Below are 16287 nucleotides of genomic sequence, written 5' to 3'. Positions count from 1 at the left end.
ACGATTAAAATGCCATTTAGGCAGATCACCTTTCCGGCAATGGACAGGCGATCTCCGCGACACAGCCGGGACCGGTCGACAGCGTCAGCCGGAATCCATGCAGCTTGACGATCGCGGAAACCAGACTGAGGCCAAGCCCAGTGCCGACGGTCCTGCGGCTCTTGTCGGAGCGATAGAACCGCCGCAGCACGGCTTCGCGCTCGTCTTCTCCGATGCCGGGTCCGGTGTCCGATATTCTGATAATGACATCGCTGGGCCCTCGCACGAGAGCCAGCCGGACGCATCCATGGGGCGGCGTGAACTTGACCGCGTTATCGACCAGGTTGATGACGGCCTCCTGCAGCAGATCGCGGTCGCATCGAACAATGGCATCGTCGTCGACATCGACGCGTAGGCTGACCTGCTTGTCTTCGGCGATTGGTTCGTAGAGGTCGCAGGCTTCACGCAGCAAACCCGCCAGCACCACATCGCCGAACCCCCTGCGGTCGCCATAATGTTCGATCTCCCGGATACGCAGCAGGCTGGTGATAATGGTGAGCACTTCGTCCACGCCAGCGATCGCGCGGTCGGCGACCGCCTGCAGGTCCGCGACCGTCGTCGCATTGGCGCGGCCGCGCTCGAGGCCGACGCGGACACGGGTCAGCGGCGTGCGCAGATCATGCGCTATCTCGTTGCCGGTCCCCGCCATTTCGGTGACCAGCACCTCGATCTCGTCGAGCATACCGTTGGCGATGATCGCCAGCTTGTCGAAGGGGTGGTCGAGGTTGGCCGTGGGAAGTCGCTCGCGCAGGTCGGCATCGATAATGCGCCTGACCTGTGCATGGAGTTCATCGACACGACGCTGCACCCGCAGGCTGAGCACACCACCGATCGCGAGGCTGAGGGCGCCCGCCACCGGCAGACCGAGCAGCAGGGCGCGGCCGATCGCCGCCGCCAATTCCTTGAGTTCGCCGCTATGGCGCGCGATGACCAACACTTGGCCGTCGGGCAAGCGGCGACCGATGGCGCGCACGGACATCGACTCCGGTTTGCGCGGATCCATCCTGACCACCTGCGTCGCATGAATCCGGGCGTCGATCGCCAATTGCGGCGGGATATCGCGCAGATTGCCGGCGATCCGTTTTCCGTCGGCGGTGAACAGACCGGCCAGCCGGGTCCGACGCGGATCGGACGCCAGGCGGTCCTCGATGGCGATGACCCTGCGCTCCGGCACGTCCGAAGCGATCGCCTCGCTCGCCTCTGCGATCGAAGCGTCCATATCGGCCCGCATCGAACTGCCAGCCTCCCAGTACACGAAGGCTGAGAACAAGAGAATGCAGAGCGCGATCGCAATGGACGTCCACCGGAACGTCGTCGTGCGGACGAAATCAGGAAGGCGCACGAAGAATAAATCCTGCGCCGCGGACATTGTGGATCATTGGCGGATCGCCCGGCGTGTCTACCTTATGCCGCAGCCGCCCCATATGGACATCGACAAGATTAGTGTCCGGGACGAATTTATAGTTCCAGACCTCCTCCAGCAGCATCGCCCGCGTCAGCAGCTGCTCGTTCCGCTGCATCATGTATTCGAGAAGGCGGAATTCCCGCGGCAGCAATTCGATCTCCCGCTCGCCACGTCGCGCGGTGCGCTCGATCAGGTCGAGTTCGAGCGGCCCCACCCGCAACATGGTTTCCCGCGTTTCGATCGGACGGCGCAACAGGGCCTCGATCCTCGCCACCAGTTCGACGATCGCAAAAGGCTTGGTCAGATAGTCATCGCCGCCCATACGTAATCCGCGGACGCGATCATCGACCGCTCCGAGCGCGCTCAAGATCAATACGGGCGTGCGAATCTGGTCATGCCGCAGCGCCTCGACGATGGTGAGTCCGTCCATTCCCGGTAACATGCGATCGACGACCATCAAGTCCGGCTTGATGGAGCGAGCCTTATCGAGTCCTTCGATGCCGCTCGCGGCATGTTCGACCTCGAAGCCGCGCTGCGTCAGTTCGGCCGCGAGTTCCTCGGCGGTCTCACTGTCGTCCTCGATCAGCAAAATCTTGGTCATCTGGAGTATCTCGGGCACCGTTTGATCTGAAGACACGATAAGGTGCGGCCGCGCCGTAGCGTAACGTAAAACGTCGTCATTTTGTCGAAACTCGGTCATTTCGTCCATCCGATCGGTGCAAACCTCGCCGCTGCGACAGATACCGAGGACCCCGGGATCGGGTACGGCGTTGCTCCGGCATCGGCATGCCGTGTCGCCATGATCTGCCGGGCCAGGCGGCGGAGCTTTTCCTCGTGTCCGTAGCAAAGCACGGCCTGCGCCATGTCGATTACGTCCGGTCCTCGCGATACCAGTTCTGCAAACACATCCTGATCCCTGTCCGCCATCGGCCGAAGATTGATATCAGCAACCATCTTGTCGGTCGCAGAACAGCTGTTGAGAGCGAACGGACTCGCTCCAATGAAAGCGGCCGCAGTGGCCGGGCGACGCTCAATCGCTGCCGATTGAAACGGCGGCGACTTGTGCGGCGGGCGCGCCACCGCAAATGCGGTTGCGGCAAGCAACAGCGACACCCCTAACGAGATCGCACCTTGTCGAACGAACGACGTCAGAATTCCAAGCATCGACCCACCTGCGAACGGCGCTTACTGATGCAGCAGCCATCGGAACGCGCCCAGCCAGACGGCGGACCCATGGCCACAACATCTTCGGAAGGCTTGTGTTCTTCAATTAAATACGAATTTAACTTGCGACACAGTGACGTCCCATGCGCAACGATTGCCGGCCAGACACCTGCCATCGACCCCGCCGGCAGCGACCGAAGCAGAGCGTCGGTCCGTTCTTAAATCGCAATTTAATCGCTCCGCGGACTTTCTTCGCTATCTCGACCTTCATCGGCCGCGCTCATTTCGGCGGAGGCATACGGAGGGATTCCCTTGCCAGCAGTTTATATCAATCGTGTCGCAACGGCTGTGCCGCCTTACGACGTCCATGATGCCTTTCGCCGCTTCGCACGGTCGACGCTCCATCTGGCCAACCCGCGTCAGGCGCGGCTGTTCGAACGCATGGCCGACAAGTCCGGTATCGAGCACCGCTTCTCGTGCCTTACGCCGAGCAACCGGCCGGAAGGCGACCATTTCGATGCCGGCGGCTTCTATGCCCGTAGTGATTTTCCCGATACGGCAACGCGGATGGAGCAATATGAGCGACACGCGCCCGAACTGGCGCAAGCCGCTGTCGATCGCCTGCATCTCGGAGCAGATCGTGACCGCATCACACACCTGATCGTCACCAGTTGCACAGGCTTCTCCGCGCCCGGCGTCGACCTAGATCTCATCGCGCGTTGCGAGCTTCCGACGACGGTCGAACGCACCGTGATCGGCTTCATGGGCTGCTACGCCGCCATCAACGCGCTGAAGCTGGCCTATCACATCGTCCGCTCCGAGGCGTCAGCGCGCGTACTGATCGTCAACCTCGAACTCTGTACGCTGCATCTCAAGGAAACCGCCGATCTCGAGCAGATGCTCTCGTTCCTGCTGTTCGCCGACGGTTGCGCGGCAAGCCTTGTGAGCGCCGAACCGTCTGGCATCGCGCTCGACAGTTTCCGCGCAATGCTGGTCCCCGATACCCGCGATCTGATCACATGGAACATCCGCGACGCCGGCTTCGACATGGTGTTGTCGGGACGCGTTCCTGCCGTCATCCAGGACGGCCTACGGCGGAGCGCCGATGAGATCCTGGCCGGGGCGCCCGCGGCGTCGATCGACCTGTGGGCGGTGCATCCCGGCGGCCGGACCGTTCTCGACGCGGTGGAGCGAGCCTTCGCACTGGCGCCGACCGCGCTGGCCGCGTCGCGCGACGTGCTGCGCCGTTATGGAAACATGTCGTCGGCGACGGTCATGTTCGTGATCGAGCGCCTGATGCGTTCGGGCGCACGCGGCCGCAGCGGGTGCGCGATGTCGTTCGGGCCCGGACTGATCGCGGAAACCATGCTTTTTCGAACCGCGGCCTAACCTCATGAGCACATTCAGCACCACCCACGCTGCAGCGACGGACTTGTCGCAGCGAAGTACCGAAGCCGAATGGCTGGACAGTGCCGATGCAAGTCCAGAAGAGCTCGAACTTGTGCTGCGCGACCTTGCCCGCTTCAACGGCGCAATGCTCGGGCACCGAGCAGTGATTGCCTGGCTGGACGCCGCCATCCAGCGGATACCTGAAGGCACCGAGCTCACGCTCGTCGATGTCGGTTGCGGCTATGGCGATCTGCTGCGAGCGATCCGCAGCTGGGCCGCCGGACGCGGCCGGCAGATCAAGCTGATCGGGCTCGATCTCAATCGCGAGACGGTCCGCATCGCGCAGTCGGCGACAGGAAACGATCTCAATATCGAATATCAGGTGATGGACATCTTCAATTTCATCCCACCCTCCCCGATCGACTTTGTCGTCAGCAGCTTGCTCACGCATCATATGTCTGACGAGATGATCGTGACGTTCCTGCGCTGGATGGAGAGGAACGCGCGGCGCGGCTGGATGATCTACGACCTGCAGCGCCACCGGGTGCCGTTCCATTTCATCGGCCTGATGGGCTGGCTGACGCGACTGCATCCCATTGTCATTCACGACGGCCGGATCTCGGTTGCGAGAGCCCTCACCCGCGCGGAATGGACGGCACGGTTACGCGATGCCGGGATCGCGCCGCGCGCGGTGCGCCTGCGATGGTTCCTGTTCCGCTTCGTGATCGGACGTGTGCGATGATCCAGGTCGAGACAATCGTCATCGGCGGCGGGCCGGCCGGCAGCGCGGTGGCCTGCGGTCTGGCCGGTCATGGCCACGACGTCATGCTGATCGAGCGCACGGCGACCTCCCAGCACAAAGTGTGTGGCGAATTCCTCAGCGTCGAGACACAGTTGCTGTTGCAACGGCTGGGCGTCGATCCGCTGGCGCTCGGCGCGGTGCCGGTCGATGAGGTGGCGCTGTATTCCTCGCGACGCAGCGTGACCTCGGCACTACCGTTTCACGGGCTGTCGCTTTCGCGCTATCGTCTCGACGCCGCGCTGCTGCGACACGCGCATTTCAGCGGCGCACGCCTGCATCGCGACGTGACGGTGAAAACGGCGAGACGCGATGGACCCGGCTGGCTGGTCGTGTGCGACAACGGCCATACGGTGAGTTGCCGGAACCTCGTACTGGCCACCGGTAAGCTGGGTCTGCGCGGCATCGACGACACGCGCGACGGCTCGCAGGTCGGGGTGAAAATGCACCTGCGGCCTAGTCCGGACATTCGCCGAGCGCTCGAGGGCCGGGTCGAGCTTTACTTTCTGGAGGCCAGTTATATCGGCCTCGAACTGGTCGAAGACGGTATCGCCAACCTCTGCATGGTGCTGCCGGGTGAAACCATGAGCCAGTTCGGATCCGGCTGGCCCGCGCTGCGCAACCATGTGGCGGCGACGCTTCCCGCACTCGCAGAGCGGCTGGCAGACGCCGAGCCGCTGTGGGACAAGCCGAAGGCCGTGGTCTGTCCCAGCGGCGGGCATCTTCATCGCGAGCGAAACGCTGCGGCCTATCGGGTCGGCGACCGTCTCGCCCATATCCCGCCCTTCACCGGCGACGGCCTTGCCATTGCCCTTGGATCGGCCGCGCTGGCGGTCGCACATATCCGGGAGGGGCTTTCACCTGATGTCTATCTGGCGGCCGCGCGAAAACTCACGGCCGGACCGATCCGGCTGGCGAGCATCGTCTCCTGCCTTGCCGGGCATCGCATCAGCCGAAACCTGATGTTCGCCGCGGCCACGCGCGGCCCGGGTCTGATCAGCTCGATCGTCCGCCGCACCCGATTGACCCGCGCGATGGATGGCCTTGACCCCGCCATGCTGCCTGCTCCACCGCTCGTGAGCCCATGACGACCCTGCGCACCGAAATGCCACTCGCTGACACCCGCACATGGTTTGGCTTTGTCCTGATGTGTCTTGGGATGTTCATGGCGATCCTCGACATTCAGGTGGTCGCAACATCGCTGCCAACCATTCAGAATGCCCTCGCCATCTCGCCGGAGACGATGAGCTGGGTCCAGACCTCCTATTTGATTGCAGAGATCATAGCCATTCCCCTGACGGGCTGGCTGACGCATGTGCTCTCGATGCGCTGGCTGTTTGCCGCCGCCCTCGCGCTGTTCACGCTGGCGTCGATCGGCTGCGCCGCGAGCGGCACCTTCGCGGCCCTCGTGTCGTTTCGTGTGCTGCAGGGATTCGCGGGCGGCACGCTCATCCCGGCGGTGTTCGCCGCAGTCTTCCTGCTGTTCCCGCCGCGCAGCCAAGGTATCGCCACGACGATCGCCGGCATCGTGGCGGTGCTGGCGCCGACGGTCGGACCTGTGGTCGGCGGCTGGATCACGCAGACCTGGTCCTGGCACTGGCTGTTCCTGATCAATGTCGTTCCCGGGCTGATCGCCTGCGTTGTGGCGCCTCCTCTGCTGCCCCGGCGGCAACTGAACTTTGGCGACGTCGCGGAAATCGATTGGCGGTCGCTGGTTCTAATGGCGGTGTCGCTGGCCACTCTGGAGATCGGACTGAAGCAGTCACCCCATGATGGCTGGGTGTCGGTCACCTGCACGGGCCTGTTCACAATCAGCGCGCTGTGCGGCGGCCTATTCGTCCGACGCACGTTGCGCGCTGCTCATCCTGTCGTGCAGCTTGGCCCGTTCCGAAATCGCTCGTTCGCAATCGGATGCGCGTTGAGCTTTTGCCTGGGCGTGGGCCTGTACGGCTCGGTTTACCTCATCCCGGTTTTTCTGGCTTACGTCAGAGGTCACGACGCCCTGCAGATTGGTTCGACGATGCTGGTGACCGGTGCCGCACAACTGGCGATGTCTCCCATCGCAGTCGCGCTGGAACGACGACTCGATGCGCGCTGGCTGACCGCCGCAGGTTTTGCGGTGTTCGGTATCGGACTCGCCCTCAGCATGTTTCAGACACGCGACACCGATTTCAACCAGATGTTCTGGCCACAGATCGTTCGCGGCATCGCTATCATGTTCTGCCTGTTGCCGCCGACCCGCCTGGCGTTGGGCTCGCTGCCGGAAGCACAAGTACCGGCAGCGAGCGGCCTGTTCAACCTGATGCGCAATCTGGGCGGCGCGATCGGCATCGCGCTGATTGACACTATCCTATACAGCCACGCTCACATCTACGCCGCTGCGTTGCAGATGCGGTTGCTATCGGGAGATCCCACGGCGGCAACGGCCATTGGCCTCGATCCCGCATTGCTGACAAGCGGTCTCTCCGGCCCACCCACTCCCGCCATGGAAGCCCTGGTCCGGCCTATGATCGAAAAGACGGCCTTTGTCTGGAGTGTGAACGATGCCTGGGCAATGCTGGCAGCAACGGCGCTGCTTGCCGTGCTGCTGGTGCCATTCGCATGGGGCAGGCGCGAACGGTAGTTCAGCCCGGGCGAGCGGCGCTGCCGCCGCCATCCCGAGAAGCGATAGACGCGCTTCTCGGCGCCCCTTTTCAAGATGATCTCGTTTTCCGCACAAGAGATTTTATTGACCGGGCCGTGCCGCTCGCGAAGGCGCTTAGTACCGGGCACGCCACCCGTCAGGCGTTCGCTCATAACTACCGCGGAAATCGATGTTCTCCACGCAGTTGGCGTGCATGTCGGCCGCGGCCTGCAGACATTCCTGATAATCATAGTAGCCGCAGATCTGCGGTGCGCCCCCTGGACCATTGGATGAGCCTGGCAACAGACAGAACGGCGATGCGTCACGGTGCAGTGGCGTAGCTTCGGCGGGTTGCGATCTCAGCGCTGCAAACGAAAGCGCGACGGCAACGGCAAAGGCCGCGGTGAGATACCTAGATTGTCGATTGAAAATCATCATTCATCTCCATCTGCTGTGAACCTCAAAGCGTGCCGCTCGCGGTCCCGCAGTTGCGTCGATCGGGAAATCGCGGTTGCAAAGCCTGCGAGACGGGCAGCCGAGGGCTACGTTTCCGAGATCATCGTGCGCTGGAAATTCAAGATTCACTTCGCACAGGTCTCATACCGAGGAGATAGGAAATTCTATGTATTTCACGAATAAATACGTGTTTAACTTTCGAAGGCGTTCGTAGCGCCCCCGATCGACGTTCCGAATGAAGGTCTGACTGGCAGCGGGAAATAGGCCGCCAGACTGGCCGCGGGCAGACTGGAATTACGGATATCTGGCTTGCTTGTGCCCAGGTTGAGAGCTGTCGACGACGACCAGGATTGGACTTCGTCGATCTTCGGCAGGTTGATCGGCGGCCAGATGATTTTGCTGAAAGTCCGCAAGTAAAATCTCTGCTGCTATGGAAATCAGGTCGCTTTCGACCTGATCGGGCCGCTCTGCTTACACGGCAGTAGATCTCGCTGCGACAGGAAAGCCGAAATGCGCCGAGATCGAGAAACTCTGCCGCGACTGAACACTATCAAAGCAAAATTCAACCGAGATGGCTCACGAATTTTGTACTCAAGTAGGCATTAAGCCCCTCGATGCCTCCCTCGTGCCCGTAACCTGAATCTTTTACGCCGCCGAATGGCGTTTCCGGAAGCGCGATACCAAAATGATTGATCGATACCATTCCGTGGTCGAGTCCATCGGACACCTTGGTCGCAGTCTTCGCATCCTTGGTGAAGGCATAGCTCGCAAGACCGAATGGCAGGCTATTGGCGCGTTCCAGCACTTCATCGGCATCCTTGAAGCGTAACATTACCGCGATCGGGCCAAATGGCTCCTCGTGCATAATTCGCGCGTCGGCGGGGACATTCGTCAGTACAGTCGGCTCGAAGAAGTTTCCGGCATTGCCGATGCGCTTGCCACCCGTTTCGACTTTAGCACCCTTCTCCTGGGCATCGAGCAGAGTGGCTTCCATCGCATTGACCCGCCGCGGATTGGCAAGCGGTCCCATTTTGCTGTTGGGATCAAACCCGTCTCCGACTGCGATACCGCGCGCAAGGTCCGTGAATTTGGCAACAAACTTGTCGTAGGACTTCTCCTGAACAAAGAACCGCGTCGGCGAAACACAGACCTGGCCCGCGTTGCGATACTTCATGCCGGCCAGAAGTGTAGCAATGCCATCGGTCTCGACATCGTCAAACACCAGCACAGGCGCGTGGCCGCCAAGCTCCATGGTCGTGCGCTTCATATGCTGTCCGGCAAGCGAGGCCAGATGCTTGCCGACCGGGACAGATCCCGTGAACGATATCTTGCGGATCGCCGGCGAGCTGATGAGATATTCCGAGATCACGGCCGGAACGCCGTAAACCAGATTGATCACGCCGGCGGGCACACCGGCCTCTTCGAAGCACTTCACGAACTCGATCGGCGAACCCGGCGTTTCCTCGGGGCATTTGATGATGATGGAGCAACCGGCGGCAAGCGCACCGGAGATTTTCCGAGCAGCCTGTAACACCGGGAAATTCCAGGGTGAGAAGCCCGCCACCGGACCGACCGGCTCCATCATCACCATGTTACGGACGCCGTCGGCCCGCGCCGGAATGATGCGCCCATAGGCGCGGCGGCCTTCTTCGGCGAACCATTCGATGACATCGGCCGAACCCATGACTTCGAGCTTCGCCTCGGCCAGGAGCTTGCCTTGCTCAAAGGTGAGAATGGTGGCGATCTGCTCGACCCGCGCGCGCACCAGATCGGCCGCCTTGCGCAGGATCTTGCTGCGCTCGAAGGCAGAGACGCGTCGCCAGGTGTTGAAGCCGGATTGAGCGGCCGCGATCGCCTTGTCGAGATCGGCCTTTGACGCATGCCCGAGTTTGCCGATTGGCGTATTGGTGGATGGATTCATCACGTCCTGGTAATCGCCCGACGTTGGCTGGACCCATGCGCCGTTAATATAGTGCGGGAGCGTGTCGAGATATTGTGGTTGCATGGACTGAATCCTGTTCCAGATTTCCGTTTGTCGTGAATTGAGATGCGAGCCTATTCAGGGAGCCAGCACGCCGAGGTACTGGCGGACATCAGGCTGGCTCGTGAGGTCGTCAAAATGAGCATAGTTGGTGACCGCTCCGCCGCTGACGAACAGGAAACGCTCGCAGATCTCCTTGAGGATCGTCAGTTGAAACGTCGCTGTCGGATGCAGGCAGATGAAAACGAGCCGCTTCTCACTGCGCAGCTTGCGGAAGAAATCCAGCATGAATCCGATATAGCCATCCTGGGTATTGAACTGCGGTTCATCGAACAGATGAACGAGCGGATAGGCGCTTGCAGCCTGCTCCATCGTGAAGGACGGTCTCGTCTTTCTGAACTGACGGACCTGATAGGATTGATGGTAATGAATCGCCAGACGATCGCGCTGAAGATAGCGAACGCTTTGCATGTCCTGACCGGCAACCATCACGCGCCCTCTCGACGGCACGTTAGATCCCGCGATCATCTCGAATAGCGTCGTCTTGCCGGCGCCGTTTGGCCCCATGACGCCGACGATCTCGGGTTGCATGAAAGCGCGATCCACATGCAGTTGAAATGCGGGCTCGCGGTCAAGGAAGCCGCGGCGATAGATCTTGTTCACGCCTTCCAGCGCAAGTAGCGGCGTATCGCTCATGACAGCCCTCCCAGAAGCTTGCGCTTGAGGCCGGGATCTGCAGTCAGTACTGCTGCGTCCCCCGCCCAGGCAACATGTCCCTGCGAAAGCACAACAACCCGATCGGCAACGCCCAATGCGACATCGGCATTCTGTTCGACCACGATACTGGCAATGCCGGCCTGCCTGAGGCGCCGGATGACAGCCATCACGTCGTCGACGATTTTCGGTGCAAGCCCTTGGCTTGGCTCATCGAACAGCACGAGACCGGGTGAACCGAGCAACGCGCGGGCAATGGCCACCATCTGCATCTCGCCGCCGGACAAAGTCTCGGCCTCGCGCGCCATCAGGTATTTGAGCGGTGTGAAAATCTCGGTGACTTCTCCGAGAGACCATCCTCGAAAGGCCGTGCGCTTCTCGCCTAATGACAGATTTTTCGCCACGGTGAGTGTCGGACAGAGGCGACGGTCGTCCGGTACCCAGCCAATTCCGGCGCATGCGATATGATGCGTCGCGCTGGCTGCGATCGACTTTCCCTGAAAACGGATGTCGCCCCGGCGCGCGCGCGTGAGACCGAGGATGGAGCGAAGCACTGTGGTTTTGCCCGCGCCGTTGGCGCCGAGCAAGGCAAGCACCTCGCCTGCGCGCACGGACAAAGAGACCGAAAACAACGCCTGCGTCTCGCCGTAGAACGAATCGATACTAGATACATCGAGCATCAGTTGAGCCGCCCCAGGTTGGAAGCCTCGACCCATGGATTCGTCTTGAGTGCGGCCGGCGCGCCGCGCGCGATCACCTGCCCCCAATGAATGACGGATATCTCATCGGCCAACGAGAACAGGAATTCCATGTCATGCTCGATGATGACGATGGTCAGGTCGCCTTTGAGCTGAAGGATAAGATCGGCCAGTCGGGCGCGCCCATCGCTCCCGAGACCGGCAGTCGGCTCATCGAGAAAAAGCAGCTTGGGACGACAGGCCAGCGCGACGCCGATTTCGAGCGCGCGGCGCGCGCCATAAGAGAGCGACTTGGCCTCATCGTCGGCGCGGCCTGCAAGACCCACCTTTTCGAGAATGCTGTGAGCTTCGTCGACCAGAGCGGTGTCAGCATATGCCTGGGCAATCATATCATGCCCACGCCGGCGTGTGCCCGGAAGCGCAATGGCTATGTTTTCGAATACCGTGAACTCGTCGAACAGGTTCATCAGCTGGAACGACCGCGCGATACCGAGGCGTGCGATATCCTGGGGACTTTTCCCGGTGATGTCGTCTCCCTGCCACAATACCTGCCCGCGATTGGGCTTGTAGCGGCCGGTCAGCACATTGAAACAGGTCGTCTTGCCGGCGCCGTTCGGCCCCATGATGCCGGACAACTGGCCGGCTTCAAATGCAAGCGAGACGCTCTCGAGCACGACGCGATCACCAAATCGCAGATGCAGATCTTTGGCTTCAAACAGTGGCATGGCTCACCTCGCCTGCGATTGCGGAGTGGCGGCAGGACGCGGAACGATCTTGTCTCGTCCGTTCATGAGGCCGGCAAATATGCCGGCGATTCCCTCCGGCTTGAAAAGCACCAGGACAACAAACGACAGGCCGAACCACAGCATCCATCCCGTGGTGAATGATCCGATGACGTCGCGTGCAAGAAAGAAGGCCACCGCACCGATGACGGGCCCCCAGAACGAGACAAGCCCGCCGCCCACCAGTGTCATCATGACGACATAGCCGGAATAGTGCAGGCTCATCACGTCCGGGAAGGCGGAAGTCTGTGCCATCGCGAACAGTCCGCCCGCGAGTCCTGATAAGGTCGTGGATACAACCAGGACTGCCGCCTTGTAGCGCCAGACGTCGTAGCCGACGAAACGAGCACGTGTTTCGTTCTGCTTTATGGCCTTCACCACCCGCCCAAACGGGGAATGCACGAGCCGCCACAGCAGGAACGAGACGACAGCGAAGACTGCGAGCACGAAGTAATACAGCGCGATATTGCTGCCGAGGTTGAACGTGGTGATGCCAAGCGAGGCGGGTAGCCTCTCGATCTTGAGCAAGCCATCTTCGCCGCCGGTTATCCGGTGCGCCTTGATCGCGATGAACCAGAAGATTTGCCCGAAAGCGATGGTCATCAATGCGTAATAGATGCCTCGTCTGTGCGAGATGAAGAGCGCCACAAAAGCGCCCGCTATTGCGGCCGCAAATGCAGCAACTGCAAGACAGACCCACAGGTTCGGCGCGACGTTTGATTGCGCCAGGCCGAATGCGTAGGCACCAATCCCGAAAAATGCGCCATGCCCGAACGACGGCAATCCCGCATGGCCCAGGACCAGATTGTAGGCCAGAGCATAGAGCGCAAAGATCAGGATCTCGACCCCGAGATATTGATAGAGACCGACCCGCTCGATCCAGAACGGAACGGTTGCAAACAGGATCCATGTAACGAGCATCGCGGGTGTGAAGCTCGGAACCGTACGGGCTGCTGCCATATCAAGCCTCCAACACACTTTTCTTGCCGAACAGGCCCCGTGCGCGGAACGTCACGACAACAATCAGCAACAGATACATGGACAGCATCGACCATTCGGAGGCATAGGCACCGGACAACCCGACCACCATGCCGACCAGGAGCCCGCCCAACGCGGCCCCCCAGAAACTTCCGACGCCACCGAGCACGATGATGAGAAATGCCGGCACAACGGCATCAACTCCCATATGCGGCCGGATTCCCCAAAGCGGCGCCATGATCACACCGGCGAACGCCGCCAGCATCGTGCCAAGGACGAACACCCAAACCCGCAGCCGCGTCAGATCGATACCGAGCGCCTGGACGATCTCGCTGTCATGGGCGCCTGCCTTGACCATCGCGCCGAAGCGCGTGCGTTCGACGATGAACCAGACGGCTCCCATGGCCACGATCGCCATGCCGGCAGCCCAGAAGCGATAGGTCGACCAGATCAGATCGAGCATGATAAAGCCGCCGGACATGTCACGCGGTACCGGCATCATGTAGTCGCGCGTGCCCCACACCACGCGGATCAACTCCTCCAGCACCATGGCAACACCAAAGGTGAGCAGAAGCCCATAGAGCGGATCGCGCCCATAGGTTCGGCGCATCAGTCGCTCGAGCACAAGACCAAAGGGCGCAACCAGGATCGGGGCTACGACAACTGCTGTGGCAAACCGCAAGCCAAGCGGCACACCCGCCCACGCGATCAGGACATCCGGCGGCAACGGCAGTTTCGCCCCACAAATGGCGTAGGCAAAGTACGCCCCGAGAGCGAACAATGAGCCATGGGCAAGGTTGATCTGCTCCATCAATCCGAGGATCAGCATGAAGCCAAGTGCAATCAGAGAAAAAAGCAAGCCGAGCGCTATACCGTTCAGCAAATGCGGAAGGAGATTGAGCAGCGACATAAGCGTTCATCTATTCCAATGAGCGAGCACGAGCGCCCGGAGAATGTTCCGGGCGCTCACGCGTAGGCTTTATGTGTCGAAGACTGGAACGTCGGCGAGCGCCTTCATCTTGCATTTTTCCAATGAGGCATCGTCCACCGCCGTTTCGGGCTTGGTCCAGCTGATGACCTCATATAGATCCGTCTTGTCGACGGGTTTTGCATTGCGGCGGGCAAGATAAATCGTCTGCTGCACTTGATGCGTCACAGGGTCGATATACGCATCGAAATGCTGCATGCGGTCGGCAGCGAGCATCTTGTGCCCTTCCAACTGCTTGATCACAGCATGATTGCTGGTCGTACCGGCGCGCTCGATGGCGCGCAGCAGTTCGCGTGTCGCGATGTAACCGTTGTAAGAGACATTCCCCGGCACCGGAATGGGCGACTGCGGATAGGTCGTTTGCCAGCGCTTGACGAATTCAGCAACGCCGGGCAGCGGCAAAAGATGATACCAGTTGGTGCCGAAGACGCCGAACAGCGTATCTTCCGCGCCCCAGATATCAGGCCAATCCTGCTGATTGTTAACCCAGGCTGTTTTCTCTTCCAGCTTCAGCGCGCTGATCTGCTGACGTAGCGCCTTCATATCGTCACCGCCAACCGCCATCGCGACCACATCAGGCTTGGCCTGCTGCACCTTGAGGAGATACGACGTGAAATCGCGGGTATTCTGCGGGATCAGCAGATTATCGATGATCTGTCCGCCGGCCTTCTCGACCTCGGCTTTGGTCGCAGCCGATGTCGTGTGCCCCCACACATAGTCGTTGGTCAGCAGCAGCCACTTCTTGCCAATCTTCTGAACCGCGTTCTGGACGGCGGCTTTGGAAAAATTGGTACCGTTCCCATCCCAGACAAATTTGACGCGCGAGCAGTTCTCGCCTGCTTCACTCGGAGCCGATGAGTTGGTGTTGAAATAGACGGTGCCGTATTTATTCGCGACTTGCGTGATGGCATTGGCGACGCCCGAATGCACGGCGCCGATCAGGAAGCCACACTGCTCCTGCGTGATGAAACGCTCCGCGATGCGCGTGCCTGTCGCTGCGTTGGTTTCGGTGTCGGCCGTCGTCCATTCGACCTTGCGACCGAGCACGCCGCCTTTTACGTTGAATTCATCAATTGCGAGGCGAATGCCACGCATATCGTCCTGCCCGCTATTGCCGTATTGGCCGCTGGCATCACAGGTGAGCCCCAACTTGATTGGCTTCTTTTCTCCCTGCGCCAGAACACGTGTGTGTTGCCATGGACCGAAAAATGTCGCTGTGGCAGACAGCAAGCCGCCCTTCACGAGGGCACGCCGGGACAGCCCGGACGTATCGCTACGTCGCTTCATTGTTTCCTCCTGAACTCGGCGGTTCTTTTATTGATGTCCGCGCATTGTATGGACTTAGAATAAACATTCCACGAACTATGTAAAGTGGAATATACAAGTCAAAGAAATCGATGACCGCAAATACGAGCCAACCGCATGCCCACTAAAGCCAAAGCCCTCCAGCACGGCACTTATGAAAACCTTCGTCATGAGATCGCGCGCCAACATCCGGATTTTTCAGATCGCCTCCGTGTGATCGCTGAGTTTGCACTCGAGCATCCCACCGAGATGGCGCTCGGGACCGTCGCGGAAGTTTCACAGCGTGCGAAGGTTCAGCCGTCCGCCATTGTGAGATTTGCGCGTGCACTGGGCTATGGCGGCTTCACGGAATTGCAACAGGTGTTCCGTTCAAGGCTCGTCGCCAGCGTGCCGCCGAGCTACAAGGAGCGCATCACCGGGCTGCGACGCGATGGCCGCTTTCAGGATGCGAACAATCCGCAGGCGGTTCTGACCCGCTTCGCGTCAGAAGGCATGGTCTCGCTCGAGAGCCTGCAGGACCGCGTAAGGCAGGCAGATCTTGCGCGCGCGATCGAACTGCTCGGCGCCGCAGAGACGATCTACGTCCTGGGCCTCGGCGGCTCTTTCCCGGTCGCAGCTCATCTGACGTATGTTCTGCGCAAACTCGGGCGCCGCGTTGTCATCCTCGATGGGCTTGGCAGCGCGCTTGGCGACCAGGCCGCCTCGGCGACACCTGCCGATGCGCTCGTTGCCATCAGCTTCAGGGTCTACAATCCCGACACAGCACGACTGTTTCCGGAGCTCGTAGCCCGCCGCTTGCCGGCCATTTCGATCACGGACAGCTTGCTGAGCCCTATTGTCGAAGGGGCCAGCGTCGTCTTCGAAATTCCGGATATGCCGGAAGCCGCACTCCGCACGATGGTTGCTCCCATGTGTCTCGCCCAGACACTGGCCGTCGGTCTCACGCTTACACTCGACTGAAGATAG

15 protein-coding genes are annotated in these 16287 nt (G+C 60.8%); 5 read left to right on the top strand and 10 right to left on the bottom strand.

Annotated elements, in window-relative coordinates:
• Positions 1 to 25 precede the first annotated feature (25 nt).
• Both AB8A33_RS04160 and AB8A33_RS04155 read right to left on the bottom strand, forming a co-directional pair.
• Positions 26 to 1408: an ATP-binding protein gene (locus AB8A33_RS04160; protein ID WP_439091547.1), complete on the bottom strand. Its 1383-nt coding sequence runs from the start codon at positions 1406 to 1408 to the stop codon at positions 26 to 28.
• The gene (locus AB8A33_RS04155; protein ID WP_439095852.1) at positions 1368 to 2045 is read right to left on the bottom strand and encodes a response regulator transcription factor; all 678 of its coding nucleotides are present in this window, start codon (positions 2043 to 2045) and stop codon (positions 1368 to 1370) included. The genes AB8A33_RS04160 and AB8A33_RS04155 overlap by 41 nt, the downstream gene beginning before the upstream one ends.
• A gap of 875 nt (positions 2046 to 2920) precedes the next feature.
• Between AB8A33_RS04155 and AB8A33_RS04150 the strand changes: the two genes are divergently transcribed.
• Genes AB8A33_RS04150 through AB8A33_RS04135 form a run of 4 tightly spaced genes read left to right on the top strand, consistent with a single transcriptional unit; the run spans position 2921 to position 7419 of the window.
• Entirely contained in the window at positions 2921 to 3997 is a 1077-nt protein-coding gene (locus tag AB8A33_RS04150; protein ID WP_439091546.1) for a type III polyketide synthase, read from the top strand.
• A gap of 4 nt (positions 3998 to 4001) precedes the next feature.
• On the top strand, positions 4002 to 4739 hold the full coding sequence (locus tag AB8A33_RS04145) for a methyltransferase domain-containing protein (protein ID WP_439084823.1): 738 nt from the start codon (positions 4002 to 4004) through the stop codon (positions 4737 to 4739).
• Complete coding sequence (locus AB8A33_RS04140; protein WP_439091545.1) at positions 4736 to 5884, top strand: NAD(P)/FAD-dependent oxidoreductase; 1149 nt, start codon at positions 4736 to 4738, stop codon at positions 5882 to 5884. Before AB8A33_RS04145 ends, AB8A33_RS04140 begins: the two co-directional genes overlap by 4 nt.
• Positions 5881 to 7419 (top strand): DHA2 family efflux MFS transporter permease subunit, encoded by a 1539-nt coding sequence (locus AB8A33_RS04135; protein WP_439091544.1) that lies wholly within the window; start codon positions 5881 to 5883, stop codon positions 7417 to 7419. The genes AB8A33_RS04140 and AB8A33_RS04135 overlap by 4 nt, the downstream gene beginning before the upstream one ends.
• A gap of 135 nt (positions 7420 to 7554) precedes the next feature.
• Here the strand turns inward: AB8A33_RS04135 and AB8A33_RS04130 are convergent, their stop codons facing one another.
• From AB8A33_RS04130 to AB8A33_RS04095, 8 genes are all read right to left on the bottom strand, one after another.
• Positions 7555 to 7857 (bottom strand): DUF3551 domain-containing protein, encoded by a 303-nt coding sequence (locus tag AB8A33_RS04130; RefSeq protein WP_439091543.1) that lies wholly within the window; start codon positions 7855 to 7857, stop codon positions 7555 to 7557.
• A gap of 580 nt (positions 7858 to 8437) precedes the next feature.
• A complete protein-coding gene (locus AB8A33_RS04125) occupies positions 8438 to 9880 on the bottom strand; it encodes an NAD-dependent succinate-semialdehyde dehydrogenase (protein ID WP_439091542.1) in 1443 nt (480 codons plus the stop codon).
• 54 nt (positions 9881 to 9934) lie between these two features.
• Positions 9935 to 10552, bottom strand: a complete 618-nt coding sequence (locus AB8A33_RS04120; protein ID WP_439091541.1) for an ATP-binding cassette domain-containing protein — start codon at positions 10550 to 10552, stop codon at positions 9935 to 9937.
• Positions 10549 to 11250 carry an ABC transporter ATP-binding protein gene (locus AB8A33_RS04115; RefSeq protein ID WP_439091540.1) on the bottom strand — a complete coding sequence of 234 codons (702 nt, stop codon included), beginning with the start codon at positions 11248 to 11250 and terminating at the stop codon, positions 10549 to 10551. The genes AB8A33_RS04120 and AB8A33_RS04115 overlap by 4 nt, the downstream gene beginning before the upstream one ends.
• Positions 11250 to 11993: an ABC transporter ATP-binding protein gene (locus tag AB8A33_RS04110; protein ID WP_439091539.1), complete on the bottom strand. Its 744-nt coding sequence runs from the start codon at positions 11991 to 11993 to the stop codon at positions 11250 to 11252. Before AB8A33_RS04110 ends, AB8A33_RS04115 begins: the two co-directional genes overlap by 1 nt.
• A gap of 3 nt (positions 11994 to 11996) precedes the next feature.
• Positions 11997 to 13010 (bottom strand): branched-chain amino acid ABC transporter permease, encoded by a 1014-nt coding sequence (locus tag AB8A33_RS04105; RefSeq protein ID WP_439091538.1) that lies wholly within the window; start codon positions 13008 to 13010, stop codon positions 11997 to 11999.
• Position 13011: 1 nt separating this feature from the next.
• On the bottom strand, positions 13012 to 13938 hold the full coding sequence (locus AB8A33_RS04100) for a branched-chain amino acid ABC transporter permease (protein WP_175368212.1): 927 nt from the start codon (positions 13936 to 13938) through the stop codon (positions 13012 to 13014).
• Between the two features lie 69 nt (positions 13939 to 14007).
• Positions 14008 to 15303, bottom strand: coding sequence for an ABC transporter substrate-binding protein (locus AB8A33_RS04095; RefSeq protein ID WP_439091537.1), 1296 nt, complete (start codon positions 15301 to 15303; stop codon positions 14008 to 14010).
• 135 nt (positions 15304 to 15438) lie between these two features.
• Between AB8A33_RS04095 and AB8A33_RS04090 the strand changes: the two genes are divergently transcribed.
• Positions 15439 to 16281: a MurR/RpiR family transcriptional regulator gene (locus AB8A33_RS04090; protein ID WP_439091536.1), complete on the top strand. Its 843-nt coding sequence runs from the start codon at positions 15439 to 15441 to the stop codon at positions 16279 to 16281.
• Positions 16282 to 16287: the final 6 nt, after the last annotated feature.

This window comes from Tardiphaga sp. 813_E8_N1_3 (assembly GCF_051811025.1).
In the GTDB taxonomy this organism is placed as follows: Bacteria; Pseudomonadota; Alphaproteobacteria; order Rhizobiales; family Xanthobacteraceae; genus Tardiphaga.
This window is presented reverse-complemented; position numbering and strand designations above follow the sequence as displayed.

Coding starts and splice junctions, on each gene's coding strand:
- AB8A33_RS04105 (WP_439091538.1), bottom strand. CDS start 13,010: ATGGCAGCAGCCCGTACGGTTCCGAGCTTCACACCCGCGATGCTCGTT.
- AB8A33_RS04120 (WP_439091541.1), bottom strand. CDS start 10,552: ATGAGCGATACGCCGCTACTTGCGCTGGAAGGCGTGAACAAGATCTAT.
- AB8A33_RS04110 (WP_439091539.1), bottom strand. CDS start 11,993: ATGCCACTGTTTGAAGCCAAAGATCTGCATCTGCGATTTGGTGATCGC.
- AB8A33_RS04130 (WP_439091543.1), bottom strand. CDS start 7,857: ATGATGATTTTCAATCGACAATCTAGGTATCTCACCGCGGCCTTTGCC.
- AB8A33_RS04100 (WP_175368212.1), bottom strand. CDS start 13,938: ATGTCGCTGCTCAATCTCCTTCCGCATTTGCTGAACGGTATAGCGCTC.
- AB8A33_RS04135 (WP_439091544.1), top strand. CDS start 5,881: ATGACGACCCTGCGCACCGAAATGCCACTCGCTGACACCCGCACATGG.
- AB8A33_RS04160 (WP_439091547.1), bottom strand. CDS start 1,408: ATGTCCGCGGCGCAGGATTTATTCTTCGTGCGCCTTCCTGATTTCGTC.
- AB8A33_RS04155 (WP_439095852.1), bottom strand. CDS start 2,045: ATGACCAAGATTTTGCTGATCGAGGACGACAGTGAGACCGCCGAGGAA.
- AB8A33_RS04090 (WP_439091536.1), top strand. CDS start 15,439: ATGCCCACTAAAGCCAAAGCCCTCCAGCACGGCACTTATGAAAACCTT.
- AB8A33_RS04140 (WP_439091545.1), top strand. CDS start 4,736: ATGATCCAGGTCGAGACAATCGTCATCGGCGGCGGGCCGGCCGGCAGC.
- AB8A33_RS04125 (WP_439091542.1), bottom strand. CDS start 9,880: ATGCAACCACAATATCTCGACACGCTCCCGCACTATATTAACGGCGCA.
- AB8A33_RS04115 (WP_439091540.1), bottom strand. CDS start 11,250: ATGCTCGATGTATCTAGTATCGATTCGTTCTACGGCGAGACGCAGGCG.
- AB8A33_RS04095 (WP_439091537.1), bottom strand. CDS start 15,303: ATGAAGCGACGTAGCGATACGTCCGGGCTGTCCCGGCGTGCCCTCGTG.
- AB8A33_RS04145 (WP_439084823.1), top strand. CDS start 4,002: ATGAGCACATTCAGCACCACCCACGCTGCAGCGACGGACTTGTCGCAG.